The 13,214-nt window shown below is 49.6% G+C and carries 10 protein-coding genes, 1 tRNA gene and 1 other RNA gene; 2 read left to right on the top strand and 10 right to left on the bottom strand.

Annotation, left to right across the window (positions count from 1 at the left end):
* From ssrA to HPT30_RS02735, 10 genes are all read right to left on the bottom strand, one after another.
* Positions 1-242, bottom strand: a transfer-messenger RNA (tmRNA) gene (gene ssrA / locus HPT30_RS02780); the annotation flags it as partial.
* A 194-nt stretch (positions 243-436) separates the two neighbouring features.
* Positions 437-916, bottom strand: coding sequence for an SsrA-binding protein SmpB (gene smpB, locus HPT30_RS02775; protein ID WP_175369975.1), 480 nt, complete (start codon positions 914-916; stop codon positions 437-439).
* Between the two features lie 309 nt (positions 917-1,225).
* Complete coding sequence (rnr, locus tag HPT30_RS02770; protein ID WP_175369974.1) at positions 1,226-4,108, bottom strand: ribonuclease R; 2,883 nt, start codon at positions 4,106-4,108, stop codon at positions 1,226-1,228.
* A 262-nt stretch (positions 4,109-4,370) separates the two neighbouring features.
* Positions 4,371-4,604: a preprotein translocase subunit SecG gene (gene secG / locus HPT30_RS02765; protein ID WP_175369973.1), complete on the bottom strand. Its 234-nt coding sequence runs from the start codon at positions 4,602-4,604 to the stop codon at positions 4,371-4,373.
* 207 nt (positions 4,605-4,811) lie between these two features.
* Positions 4,812-6,098, bottom strand: a complete 1,287-nt coding sequence (gene eno / locus HPT30_RS02760) for a phosphopyruvate hydratase (protein ID WP_175369972.1) — start codon at positions 6,096-6,098, stop codon at positions 4,812-4,814.
* 73 nt (positions 6,099-6,171) lie between these two features.
* Positions 6,172-7,716, bottom strand: coding sequence for a 2,3-bisphosphoglycerate-independent phosphoglycerate mutase (gpmI, locus tag HPT30_RS02755; RefSeq protein ID WP_175369971.1), 1,545 nt, complete (start codon positions 7,714-7,716; stop codon positions 6,172-6,174).
* A 2-nt stretch (positions 7,717-7,718) separates the two neighbouring features.
* Positions 7,719-8,471 (bottom strand): triose-phosphate isomerase, encoded by a 753-nt coding sequence (tpiA, locus tag HPT30_RS02750; protein ID WP_175369970.1) that lies wholly within the window; start codon positions 8,469-8,471, stop codon positions 7,719-7,721.
* Between the two features lie 24 nt (positions 8,472-8,495).
* Entirely contained in the window at positions 8,496-9,677 is a 1,182-nt protein-coding gene (locus tag HPT30_RS02745) for a phosphoglycerate kinase (protein ID WP_175369969.1), read from the bottom strand.
* 120 nt (positions 9,678-9,797) lie between these two features.
* On the bottom strand, positions 9,798-10,808 hold the full coding sequence (gene gap, locus HPT30_RS02740; RefSeq protein WP_175369968.1) for a type I glyceraldehyde-3-phosphate dehydrogenase: 1,011 nt from the start codon (positions 10,806-10,808) through the stop codon (positions 9,798-9,800).
* Between the two features lie 117 nt (positions 10,809-10,925).
* Positions 10,926-11,978 carry a sugar-binding transcriptional regulator gene (locus HPT30_RS02735; protein WP_175369967.1) on the bottom strand — a complete coding sequence of 351 codons (1,053 nt, stop codon included), beginning with the start codon at positions 11,976-11,978 and terminating at the stop codon, positions 10,926-10,928.
* A 321-nt stretch (positions 11,979-12,299) separates the two neighbouring features.
* Between HPT30_RS02735 and HPT30_RS02730 the strand changes: the two genes are divergently transcribed.
* Both HPT30_RS02730 and clpP read left to right on the top strand, forming a co-directional pair.
* A tRNA-Arg gene (locus HPT30_RS02730) sits at positions 12,300-12,374 on the top strand.
* A gap of 189 nt (positions 12,375-12,563) precedes the next feature.
* Entirely contained in the window at positions 12,564-13,160 is a 597-nt protein-coding gene (gene clpP, locus HPT30_RS02725) for an ATP-dependent Clp endopeptidase proteolytic subunit ClpP (RefSeq protein ID WP_175369966.1), read from the top strand.
* The last annotated feature ends 54 nt before the right edge of the window (positions 13,161-13,214 follow it).

Genomic DNA, 13,214 nt, shown 5'->3' with positions numbered 1-13,214 from the left:
CTGATTATCTTCTTCCGTTGACCCCAGGCGGAGACCAAGCGGCGTATCCCACTACTTGTTAGCCCCTATCCCTGTCACATGGGCGATGCAGGGTAGAAGCACGCACACAGGTTATTAAGCTGCGAAAGCGTAGTTGTTTTGTTGTTTGCCGTTTAATAGGCTTTAGCGTTGATGAAGCGGACGCGTCCCCACTACTCGCTGCTCATGCTCGAACTACCCCCGTCGAATCCAAGAACGGCCCCTCATTAAAAAGGGCGCTTCGGATTAAGCGGATCATCCAGCAAGAGAGATCCAATCCACAGCTTCTTCATCAGAAGACTGTTTAGAAGCAATTACTTTACTTACACAGTATATCACATTTATCAACACTTTAACACGTGGGTTAAAGGAATTGAAGGTTGAATCTGGAACCATGGCAGTTTGCGTAGCAACGAGACTATCTGGCGATCTTTTGCTTCTCGCGCAGCGCACGTTGGATATCGCGTTGTGCATCTCTTTTAGCAGCAGAATCACGCTTGTCATATTGCTTCTTACCTTTACCCAAGCCAATTAACAGCTTCGCATAACCATTGCGCACGTAGATCTTCAGCGGCACGATGGAGTAGCCATCCTGCTTCGACAGACCAAGCAGCTTGTGAATCTGTGCTTTATGCATCAATAGCTTACGTGTGCGGGTTGGATCATCAGGATTGGAACGGTTGCCCTGCTCAAAAGGACTGATATGCATATTGTGAATGTGAATCTCGCCATTACGAATCGTGGCAAAAGCATCCCCAATATTGGCGCGGCCGTTACGAAGCGATTTGATCTCCGTTCCTGTTAGCACCATTCCAGCCTCAAAAGTGTCCTCGATAAAATAATCATGGGATGCTTTTTTATTCTGGGCGAGCACTTTCCCGTCTGCCTTTTTACCCATGAGAATCACTCCTTGAATCATATTTCATAAAATCATCCGAACGTCAGATCTATATTGTAACAAATGGAATCCACGGAGCGCAAGGAAGTTGGCAGGGGAGTCTCCAATTTATACTTAACCTTCTCCTCGTATCTTCGAATTTTGTGTGTCTTCGCCCCTTAGGAGTATGGTATTGAGGTTTATCTCTGCACCTAGGGCTCTTCCGGGCTAAGCAAATGCTTTTCTTCTACTGTAAAAAAGAACGCTGTTCCCTGCTAACAGAGAACAGCGTTTTAATAATTATTCTTTCAGCAGCTGTTGCGCTGCGTGTTATTTCTTTTTCTTCTTACGGCTCTTGCCCTCGCCGTCTTTACGCTTAGAGGATACCTGCTCCGCGGTCTCCACGTTACCCGGGGTCACGGCTTGTCCGATGAACACGCCGCCCTTGGCTTTTTTCTTGCGGCGTCCTTTGCCTTCGGCGCCTGCACCAGCAGAGCTGGTGCCGCCGCGATCTTCCCGGCTGCGGAACTTCGTGCTGCCGTCTACACCGCGGAAGTCGCTGCGGCCGTTACGGTCATGCCCGCTGCCTGGCGCGCTGTAGCCGCCTTTGCCAGACCCGAAGCCGAAGTTGATGCCTCCACTTCGGCCCTGCTCCTTCGCGCCGCCAGCGGTACGCTCGGCGCCGTCGCTGCGCTCTGCACCCGTGCTTACGCCGGGTGCAAGCACCGCTGCTGCCCGGCTCGCATCCTCGCCGGCCCCACGGCCGCCGCGCTTACGCTTGCCGCGGCCACCGCCAGCCGCGCTGCCTTCGGCACCGCGCGGCATTTCCCAGGCGCGTGCACCCGCCGCGCCTGTCTTGCCTTTGCCGGCCTTGCCAGCATCGGCCGTAACACCCGCGCCCTTGCCTCTGCCTGCTTTGCCAGCATCGGCACCTGAGCCGGGCTTGCCTTTACCGCCGCGGCCCTTACCACCGCCGGCCTTACCGCTGCCCGGCTTGTTGAACCCGCCTGGGCGACCGCCCTTGCCTCCGCGGCCGCCGCCAAAACCACCGCTGCGGCGCTCGCCTGCCGCGCGCGGCTTCATATCGACGAGCTCGAAGTCGATCGTGTGGTCGTCCATGTTCACACGGGCGACCCGAATCTTCACCTCGTCGCCGATGCGGAACACTTTCGAGGTGCGCTCACCGATAAGCGCCATATGAGCTTCGTCGAAGTGGTAATAATCATCGGTCAGCGCGCTGAGACGAATTAGTCCTTCGACGGTGTTTTCCAGCTCAATGAACATCCCGAAGCTGGTCACACTGCTGATCATGGCGTCGAATTCCTCGCCCACCTTATCCAGCATGTACTCCGCTTTCTTAAGCTGCTCGGTATCCCGCTCAGCTTCGACTGCTACGCGTTCGCGCTCAGAAGATTGCTGTGCAATATCTGGCATCCGGGTAGCTAGGTATTCCTGTCTCTTCGGAGTCAGCACACCGCCGCCTTCAATCACCTCGCGCATTACCCGGTGGATGACCAGATCGGGATAACGACGGATTGGCGATGTGAAGTGGGAATAGTATTCCGCAGCAAGGCCGAAGTGGCCTGTGCTTTCCGCATCATATTTAGCCTGCTTCATAGAGCGAAGCATCATCGTGCTGATAACCGTCTGTTCCTTCGTACCCTGAATCTCCTCCAAAAGGTTCTGCAAAGCACGCGGGTGAACAGAGTTGCCCCGGCCCTTGACATGATGGCCGAAGTTGGCCGCAAAAGCCATAAAGTTCTGTAGCTTCTCCGGATCCGGGTCTTCGTGAATCCGATATAGGAAAGGAACCTTCAACCAGTGGAAATGCTCAGCCACTGTCTCATTGGCTGCCAGCATGAATTCTTCGATAATCTGCTCAGCAACAGAACGTTCCCGTTTTACAATATCTACAGCCTTGCCGTTCTCATCAACAATAATCTTGCTCTCTTCAAAGTCAAAGTCAACCGCCCCGCGCCGCATCCGCGCATCGCGAAGCTTCATGGCCAGCTCTTTCATCAGACGGAAGTCTTCAATCAGCGGACTGTAACGTTCCAGCAGCTCAGGATCTTCATCCTCCAGAATTCTGCGGACATTTTTATAAGTCATCCGCTCTTTGGTACGAATAACGCTCGTGAAGACATCATGCTTCACAACCTTCATATGCTCGTTGAACTCCATCTCACAGGACATCGTCAGACGGTCCACCTGCGGATTCAAGCTGCAAATCCCGTTCGACAACCGGTGCGGCAGCATTGGGATAACCCGATCCACCAAATACACGCTACACCCGCGATCATAAGCTTCTTTATCGAGCTCTGAGCTCTCCCGCACATAATAGCCGACATCCGCAATGTGAACGCCGAGCTTATAGTTTCCGTTCGGGAGCCGTTCTACGTTGACTGCGTCATCGAGATCCTTCGCATCTTCACCGTCAATGGTAACAATGTTCAGACCGCGCAGATCGCGTCGTCCCTGCTGAACGATCTCCTCTTCGGTAATGGCATCTGGAGCAGCGTTCGCCTCCGCCATAACTTCCTCAGGGAAAGCCTCCGGCAGCTGGTGCTTGCGGATAACAGACAAAATATCGATCCCCGGATCATCCTTGTGCCCAAGAATCTCGATAATCTCCCCTTCAGCCGCTGACCGGCCTTCCGGATAATTCACGATGCGTACAACGACCTTTTCGCCGTCCACCGCACCATTAAAGGACTCCCTGGGAATAAAAATATCCCGGTTAATCCGTTTATCATCAGGCAGCACAAAACCATAAGTCTCCAGGCTTTGAAAAACGCCTACAGTCTGCAGCACACCTCTTCTAACAATCCGTACAACCTCACCTTCCATCCGTCCACCGGATGGGCTCTTGGAGCTCACGCGCACCAGAACGATATCGCCATTCATGGCACCCTTCAGGTCGTTCGCATGGATGTATACGTCAGGATGTTCCCGATCATCGGGGATAAGAAAAGCAAAGCCCTTAGCATGTGCTTGCAGTCTTCCGCGCAGCAGGTCCATCCGTTCCGGCACGCCGTAGCGGCCATGGCGGGTCAACACCATACGCCCGTCCTGTTCCAAGGCAATCAGCAGATCCTCGAACGCTTTGAACTCGTTGCTATCTTCCAGAGCGAAATGGCTCACCAGTTCGTCGTAAGTCATAGGTTTGTATGCTGTTTCGCGCATAAAATCAAGTAGTACTTCCTGTGTTATCATTTGTTCCTTCACCTCGGCCCTCCGCGGCTCCGTAGCCGCTGGCATATATGTATGGCTTGTCCCTATAGGATAAATATGCCGCAAGTAAAATTTACCTTTACCTACTTCATACCCTAGTATACACGAAATCAATCGTCGGCATCCCTAGAACTGTAATCTGGACGTTAAGTCGGGACAAAAAATTAAGATATATAACAAAAAAAGCCTTCGCTCTGTTCCATCCAGAAGAGAGCCAAGGCTTTGCATGTACATTATAAAGAATCTAGTCAACAAAAACTGCAACAAGGATCGCCATGATAAAGAATCCAGCTGCCAAACCAACTGTTACACGTTGCAGTACGAGTTCCATACCACGTGCCTTTGTTTTACCAAAAAGATGCTCAGCACCGCCGGAGATGGCACCGGAAAGACCTGCGCTTTTCCCCTTTTGCAGAAGAACGACCGTAATCAGACCGATCGAAAAAACAAGGAGCAATACTTTCAAAAAGATATCCATTCACTTCCACCTCCTACGTCTAAGCATCATATCTATAGGCATTTAGGGTTCACGAATCTTAAACAGCATTCTCATTTTATCATAACAACTGGGGTAATACAACCAGTAAGACCATAAGTTCCTTTGAAATCCAGCGATTTGTCTACAATCAAAAAAAGACCTGCCGAAAACGGCAGGTCTTCTGTTCACTTCTTCGAGAGAAGTAAATTATCTTTTGAGGTTGTAGAAGGATTTCAGGCCGTTGTATTGAGCCAATTCACCCAGTTCGTCTTCGATGCGAAGCAATTGGTTGTATTTAGCAACACGGTCTGTACGGGAAGGAGCACCTGTCTTGATTTGACCAGCATTAGTCGCAACTGCGATGTCAGCGATGGTGCTATCTTCGGATTCACCGGAACGGTGAGAGATAACTGCTGTGTAACCAGCGCGTTTAGCCATTTCGATCGCATCGAAGGTTTCAGTCAGTGTACCAATTTGGTTAACTTTAACCAAGATGGAGTTACCGATACCTTTTTCGATACCTGTTGCAAGACGCTCAGTGTTTGTAACGAACAAGTCGTCACCAACCAATTGAACTTTGTCGCCCAATTTTTCAGTAAGCAATTTCCAACCTTCCCAGTCGTCTTCGGACATACCGTCTTCGATGGTGATGATTGGGTATTTATCAACCCAAGAAGCAAGAAGGTCAACATACTCAGCGGAAGTGTAAGATTTACCTTCGCCAGCAAGTGTGTATTTACCGTCTTTGTAGAACTCAGTGGAAGCAACGTCCATACCCAGGAATACGTCAACACCTGGTTTGTAACCTGCTTTTTCGATAGCTTCGATGATTGTAGTGATTGCTTCTTCGTTGGAACCAAGGTTCGGTGCGAAACCACCTTCGTCACCTACAGCTGTGTTCAAGCCTTTGGAGCTCAGTACGGATTTCAGGTTGTGGAAGATTTCTGCACCAACGCGAAGAGCTTCTTTGAAGCTTGGAGCACCTACAGGAAGAACCATGAACTCTTGAACGTCGATGTTGTTGTCAGCATGCTCACCACCGTTGATGATGTTCATCATTGGTACTGGAAGAGCTTTAGCGTTGAATCCGCCAAGGTATACGTACAAAGGTACATCCAAAGCGTCAGCAGCTGCGCGAGCTACAGCCATGGATACAGCCAAGATAGCGTTAGCGCCCAGTTTACCTTTGTTTGGAGTACCATCAAGGGCGATCATCAATTTGTCGATACCCAGTTGGTCAAGAGCGTCCATACCGATAACTTCTGGAGCGATCAGCTCATTTACGTTCTCAACAGCTTTCAGAACACCTTTACCAAGGTAACGGGATTTGTCGCCATCACGAAGTTCTACAGCTTCGTGTGCACCAGTGGAAGCACCGGAAGGAACGATAGCGCGGCCTTTAGCGCCGGATTCCAGGTAAACGTCAACCTCTACAGTTGGGTTACCGCGGGAGTCAAGGACCTCACGAGCATATACGTCAGAAATAATAGTCATGTTAGTTAATCTCCTTTTATCGTTGGTATAGTCTTAATCTTGCTTTATTAAACGTTCCAGCGCCGGGTGAAGCTTACTTGCGGCTGGCAATCATGGATTGTCCGGTCATTTCCGCAGGTTGCGGAAGGCCCATCAGATCCAGAATAGTTGGTGCTACATCCGCCAGAATGCCGGAATCGCGCAGTACAACATTTTCATCGGTGAGGATGAACGGTACAGGATTAGTAGTGTGCGCCGTGAACGGACGACCGTCCTCGTCAAACACCATATCCGCATTACCGTGGTCGGCAATAATAATCGCTACGCCGCCCTTGGCAACAACCGCGTCTACTACCTTACCTACGCACTCATCTGTTACTTCGACAGCCTTGATGGTCGGCTCCAGCATGCCAGAGTGTCCAACCATGTCGGGATTGGCGAAGTTCAGGATAATAGCATCTTGTCTATCGGCTTCGATTTCCGCTACGCAGGCTGCAGCCACTTCGTATGCGCTCATCTCCGGTTTCAAGTCATAGGTTGCTACCTTCGGCGAATTAATCAGAATACGGGTCTCCCCAGGAAGCTCTTCATCACGGCCGCCGCTGAAGAAGAAAGTCACGTGCGGATACTTTTCAGTCTCTGCAATGCGCAATTGCTTCTTGTTATTCTGCACTAGCACTTCACCTAGCGTGTTGTCCAGGTTCTTCGGCGCGTAGGCTACGTATCCTTGCACCGTTTCGCTGAATGTCGTTAGGCATACGAAATGCAGTCCTTGCGGGAACAACGGACCCCGGTCGAAACCGCGGAAATCCGCATTGGTGAAGACTTGCGACAGTTGAATGGCACGGTCTGGACGGAAGTTAAGGAATACGACGGAATCGCCGCTTTCTACCGTTGTCAGAGGCTTGCCTTCGCTGTCCACAATTACACTCGGCTCAACAAATTCATCATATACAGAATTCTGATAAGATGAAGTGATTGCTTGAAGTGCATCTGTGTATTTCGGGCCTTCGCCATAAACCATTGCACGGTAAGCTTTCTCTACCCGTTCCCAACGTTTGTCGCGGTCCATCGCGAAGTAACGTCCAGATACGGTAGCGATATGGCCTACACCAACTTCTTCGATTTTAGCCAGCAGGTCCTTAATGAACTTCTGACCACTATCAGGCGCTACGTCGCGGCCATCCATGAAGGCATGGATGTACACATCGTGCATATCTTCCTTCTTCGCAAGATCAAGCATCGCGAACAAGTGTTGAATATGGCTATGTACCCCTCCGTCGGATACAAGCGCGTACAGATGAAGCTTTTTACCGGTTGTTTTAGCATTTCTTACAGCCGCAACAAGCGTCTCGTTATCGAAGAATTCTCCGTCACGAATCGATTTGTCAATACGGGTAAGATCCTGGTATACGATCCGGCCGGCACCAATGTTAAGGTGACCCACTTCAGAGTTCCCCATTTGTCCTTCCGGCAGACCCACAGCTTCACCGCAAGCGGTTAGTGTGGTGTTCGGATATTGCTTAAGATAACGGTCATAGTTGGGCTTGTTGGCTTGAGCAACAGCGTTGCCTTCATCCGTACCGCGCAGACCGAAACCGTCCATGATAATAAGAGCTACAGGTCTTGGTGCTGACATTATTACTTCGCCCCCTCAACCAGGGACACGAAGGAATCAGGTTGCAGACTGGCACCGCCGACGAGAGCGCCGTCGATGTCGCTTTGACCCATGTACTCCGTTACATTCTCAGGCTTCACACTGCCGCCGTATTGAATGCGAACCGCTTCAGCTGTTGCTTCATCATACAGACCTTTTACAAGGCTGCGGATGTAGGCAATAACTTCATTAGCGTCCTCGGAAGTAGAGGATTTACCTGTACCAATGGCCCAGATCGGCTCATAAGCGATAACCACTTTAGCTGCTTGCTCAGCGCTAAGGCCTTGGAATGCAGCTTCAGTTTGAACTTTACAAACGTCTTTAGTTTGGTCAGCTTCACGCTCTTCGAGCTTTTCGCCTACACATACGATTGGAGTAATGCCGTGACGGAATGCTGCGTGCAGCTTCTTGTTCACGATTTCGTCTGTCTCGCCAAAATAAGCACGACGCTCGGAGTGGCCGATGATAACATAATCCACACCAAGATCGCTAAGCATTACGCCGCTGATCTCGCCTGTGTAAGCTCCGTTATCTTCGAAGTGCAGGTTTTGTGCACCAATCTTGATGTTAGTACCTTTTACTGCTGCTACCAAAGCAGGCAGGTTAGTGAATGGAGCGCAGATTACAGTCTCTACGCCTTCTACTTCCGCTTTGCCTTTGATGTCGGCGATAAAGCTTTCCGCCTCCGGAACAGTTTTGAACATTTTCCAGTTACCGGCGATAATAGGTGTTCTCATGGCTTGGTTGCCTCCTTCTACGTCTTACTTATCGTTAAGTGCTTCTACGCCAGGAAGAGCCTTGCCTTCCATGAATTCCAGGGATGCGCCGCCGCCAGTGGAGATATGATCCATTTTGTCAGCCAGATGGAACTTCTCTGCTGCCGCTGCGGAATCACCACCACCGATTACAGTGTAACCTTCTGTAGTTGCACAAGCATTAGCTACTGCGAGTGTACCTTCAGCAAACTTGTCGATTTCGAATACGCCCATAGGACCGTTCCATACAACCAGCTTGGAGTTTTTGATTACATCTGCATAGATTTCACGGGTTTTTGGTCCGATATCAAGACCTTCCCAGCCTTCTGGAATTTCATTGAAAGGAACAATCTTCGTGTTAGCATCGGCACCGAATTTGTCGGCTACTACGACGTCAACTGGAAGCAAGAAGTTCTTGCCAAGCGCTTTTGCTTTCTCGATGAATCCAAGGGCAACATCCAATTTCTCGTTGTCCACCAAGGAAATACCGATCTCGAATCCCAATGCTTTGGTGAAGGTGTAGGACAAGCCGCCACCGATCAGGACATTGTCAGCCAGTGTCAGCAGGTTGTCGATCACGTCGATTTTGTCTTTTACTTTGGAACCGCCGATGATGGCAGTGAAAGGACGTTCCGGATTGGACAGTGCTTTACCAAGTACGGACAATTCTTTCTCCATGAGCAGACCAGATACCGCCGGAAGGAAGTGAGCGATACCTTCTGTAGATGCATGTGCACGGTGAGCCGCGCCAAATGCGTCATTCACGAACAGGTCAGCCAGTTCTGCAAACTGCTTAGCCAATTCAGGATCGTTCTTCTCTTCACCTGGGTAGAAACGTACATTCTCAAGTACGAGAACGTCGCCTTCGCCCAGTTCAGCGATTTTAGCTTTAACGGCTTCGCCAACTGCTTCATCTGCTTTTGCCACTGGTTTGCCAAGCAGCTCGGACAGACGCTCAGCAGCAGCTGTCAAACGCAAGGAATCTACGAATTCACCTTTAGGGCGGCCCATGTGGCTGGCCAGAATAACCTTAGCACCGTTCTCGATCAAGTATTTAATCGTAGGAAGCGTTTCACGGATACGAGTATCATCTGTAATTTTACCATCTTCTACAGGAACATTGAAATCGACGCGTACGAATACGCGTTTACCCTTTACTTCTACATCACGTACACTTTTTTTGTTCATGACAGTTTCCTCCACACCCATAGTTTATCCGAACAGGAATTACAAGGAATGCATTTAGAAAGAGCGGAAACAAGGAACTTCTGTTTCCGCTCTATAGATAATGCTTATATAAAAGTGATATTACTTAGCGATTTTTGCGAAGTGCTCCAAAGTACGAACCAATTGAGCAGTGTAGGACATTTCATTGTCATACCAAGCAACGGTTTTAACCAGTTGTTTGTCGCCAACAGTCAATACTTTAGTTTGTGTAGCATCGAACAGGGAACCGAAAGTGATACCCTTGATGTCGGAAGATACGATTTCATCTTCAGTGTAGCCATAAGTTTCCGGATCGGAAGCTTCTTTCATTGCTGCGTTGATTTCTTCAACAGTAACGCTCTTATCAAGAACTGTTACAAGCTCAGTCAGGGAACCAGTTGCAACTGGAACGCGTTGAGCCGCGCCGTCGAGTTTGCCTTTCAGTTCTGGAATAACCAGACCGATGGCCTTAGCAGCACCGGTAGTGTTAGGGATGATGTTCTCAGCAGCTGCACGTGCGCGTCTGAAGTCACCTTTGGAGTGTGGAGCATCCAATGTGTTTTGGTCGCCAGTGTAAGCGTGGATAGTAGTCATCAAGCCTTCAACAACACCGAACTTGTCGTTCAGAACTTTAGCCATTGGAGCCAGGCAGTTCGTTGTGCAAGAAGCACCGGAGATAACAGTTTCAGTACCATCAAGGATGTCATGGTTAACGTTGTAAACGACAGTTTTCATGTCGCCAGTAGCTGGAGCAGAGATAACTACTTTCTTAGCTCCGCCTTTCAGGTGCTTCTCAGCTGCTTCTTTAGTTGTGAAGAAGCCTGTGCACTCCAGTACGATGTCAACGCCAAGGTCGCCCCAAGGCAATTCTTCTGGGTTGCGGTTCGCAAGAACCTTAACTTCTTTACCGTTTACTTTGAAGAATCCATCATGCACTTCAACATCGCCTTTGAAAGTGCCTTGAGTTGTATCATATTTAAGCAAATGAGCAAGCATCTTAGCGTCAGTCAAGTCATTGATTGCTACCACTTCGATACCTTCTACATTTTGAATACGGCGGAAAGCAAGGCGGCCAATACGTCCAAAACCGTTAATACCTACTTTTACACTCATTGAATAGTTCCTCCTAGATTTCGTTTTATTTATTCAAGACAGGCCGTAAAGCTTGTCATGACAACAATATTAAGTATAATGCAAAATAATTAACGTTGCTCCCCATTTTCTGTAAAACTATAAAGGAAGCTGTACTTCATTGTCGATTTCTCTGCCAATCTCCACCGCAGCCGCCTCATCGGTGATCAGGATATCCTCCTGCCCAAAACGAAGCATCGCATGAATGGCTTTGGCCTTGCGTTTGCCGCCGGCAATTCCGACGACGACTTCCGTCCGCATGATATCCTCCAGACGCAGTCCCATTGTGAGCATGGTGTGAACCACCTTGCCCTCTTCATTGAAGTAATAACCAAAAGATTCGGCTACCGCTCCTTCTCCCTGGATCTCTGCCACTGTGGCTTCATCCAGATTACGGCGGCGGGTCATCTCCAGGGCGTCACCGATACCGTGCACGATGATACGTGAGCGGCGGATGATGCCGACGATCTCTCCAATATTGGAGTCCAGTCCGAGGGACTGATAAGCATCCTCGCTGAGCAAATCCGGTACATGTAGCAACCGGTAGTTTGCGCCTACCCGTTTGGCCATCGTGGATGCGATGGTGTTCGCTTGAATCTCCATACTCTCTCCCAGCCCTCCGCGCGCCGGTACAAACCAGGCGTTCTTATAGGAATGGGATAGCGGGGGGGACAACTGATCGGCCATCTCGGCTAGCGTTGAGCCGCCTGTGACGGCAATGGTATCGTCTGAACGCAGTACACCGAGTAACGCCTTGGCGCCAGCGCGTCCAAGCTCTCGTTTGGTGAACGGTGACGACTCGCAATCACCCGGTACTATGATAACTTTACTAAGACCATAGGTTGTGCGGATTTTCTCTTCCAGATCATCCAGACCGAACAGGCTCTTGGCGATCGGCTCCAGCAGGTCAAGCAGTCTGCGACCGGCATCGCTAATACGCATGCCTACGCTCTCGATCTCAATGAGCCCTTGCGATTTCAGAAGATCCGTCTCGGCACGCAGCACCCGCTCCGTCATATCAAGGGAAGCGGCCAGCGTTCTGCGCCCGATAATATCGGACAACATGATCTGATGAAGAATCGTGTACCGTCTCTTAAGGGTTTCCATGAGATCAGGCAGAAGCTGCTTTTGGATTTCCAATAAATTACGCATGCTTTCACTCCTGCAACTTCGTCTTTCTCTATTCCCTTGTTCATGGTCTTAAAACGTCCCGGGTTAACTTTTTAAGTCCCACCCCTATTCTAACCAAATTTCGTAGGGAGCGCAAGTCTTCCGAGAGTAGAATTCACAACCTCTTTTCAACTTATACATATATCACGGGATGTAAGGGCTTTACCGTATCTATATTGGTTGTTCTGCAGCGAGGACTGGCTTGTACTATTTCCATACGATACCCGTGGAAAATAAAGATTCTAATGCTTTGATATTAATACATTGCAATTGTAACCTTCTTGTATTATAATAATTTCTGTTGCGCCCGTGGTCCAATGGATATGACGTAGGCCTCCGAAGCCTGAGATCCAAGTTCGATTCTTGGCGGGCGCGCCACTAATTTTTAACAGCTTTATTTGTAAGTTCTATAGTGTTCTTAACCAAAGTGCCATGATGTGGCTCTTTTTTTTGCAACTAAGTTTGACTTTCTTTGACTTTTTGTTTGAATTTGTTTATCATGTGGTTATTACGGTAAGAGTAAAAAATGAACACATTCGAAGAGCCAATACCAAGGAGGTTTTCCACGTGAGTTATATCCCAATGGTAGTAGAACAGAGCAACCGCGGTGAACGCGCTTATGACATCTATTCCCGCTTGCTGAAGGACCGCATCATTTTCCTCGGAACGGAGGTTAATGACGTGGTGGCCAATTCCATCATCGCCCAAATGCTGTTCCTGGCAGCTGAGGACCCGGAGAAGGATATTCACCTCTATGTGAACAGTCCTGGCGGATCGATCACTGCTGGTATGGCTATATTTGATACAATGCAATACATCAAGCCTGACGTTTCCACCATTTGTGTGGGCATGGCTGCTTCCATGGGAGCTTTCCTGTTGAACGCCGGTGCTAAAGGCAAGCGTTTTGCGCTTCCGAACAGCGAGATCATGATTCACCAGCCGCTGGGCGGTGCTCAGGGACAGGCAACGGATATCGAAATCCGCGCCCGTCGTATCCTGAAGCTGCGTGACAAGCTGAATCGTATCCTGTCCGAACGTACTGGCCAACCGCTGGAGCGTATTGAGAAGGATACTGACCGTGACTACTTCATGAGCGCTGCTGATGCTGCCGAGTACGGTATTGTTGACAAAGTGATTGAGAAGACACTGGTTCCTGGAGTTTAAATCTCCTGAGCATGCAAAAGCCCCTGAATCTGCGCTGCAGATCCAGGGGCTTTT

Origin of the sequence: Paenibacillus agri, assembly GCF_013359945.1 — a bacterium.
Lineage (GTDB): Bacteria > Bacillota > Bacilli > Paenibacillales > Paenibacillaceae > Paenibacillus_AQ > Paenibacillus_AQ agri.
The sequence above is the reverse complement of the archived record's forward strand: the minus strand, read 5'-3'. Positions and strand labels throughout refer to the sequence as shown.

Bases quoted from the DNA above. Each gene is read 5' to 3' on its own strand.
- smpB (WP_175369975.1), bottom strand. From the start codon at position 916: ATGGGTAAAAAGGCAGACGGGAAAGTGCTCGCCCAGAATAAAAAAGCA.
- rnr (WP_175369974.1), bottom strand. From the start codon at position 4,108: ATGATAACACAGGAAGTACTACTTGATTTTATGCGCGAAACAGCATAC.
- secG (WP_175369973.1), bottom strand. From the start codon at position 4,604: ATGGATATCTTTTTGAAAGTATTGCTCCTTGTTTTTTCGATCGGTCTG.
- eno (WP_175369972.1), bottom strand. From the start codon at position 6,098: ATGACTATTATTTCTGACGTATATGCTCGTGAGGTCCTTGACTCCCGC.
- gpmI (WP_175369971.1), bottom strand. From the start codon at position 7,716: ATGTCAGCACCAAGACCTGTAGCTCTTATTATCATGGACGGTTTCGGT.
- tpiA (WP_175369970.1), bottom strand. From the start codon at position 8,471: ATGAGAACACCTATTATCGCCGGTAACTGGAAAATGTTCAAAACTGTT.
- HPT30_RS02745 (WP_175369969.1), bottom strand. From the start codon at position 9,677: ATGAACAAAAAAAGTGTACGTGATGTAGAAGTAAAGGGTAAACGCGTA.
- gap (WP_175369968.1), bottom strand. From the start codon at position 10,808: ATGAGTGTAAAAGTAGGTATTAACGGTTTTGGACGTATTGGCCGCCTT.
- HPT30_RS02735 (WP_175369967.1), bottom strand. From the start codon at position 11,978: ATGCGTAATTTATTGGAAATCCAAAAGCAGCTTCTGCCTGATCTCATG.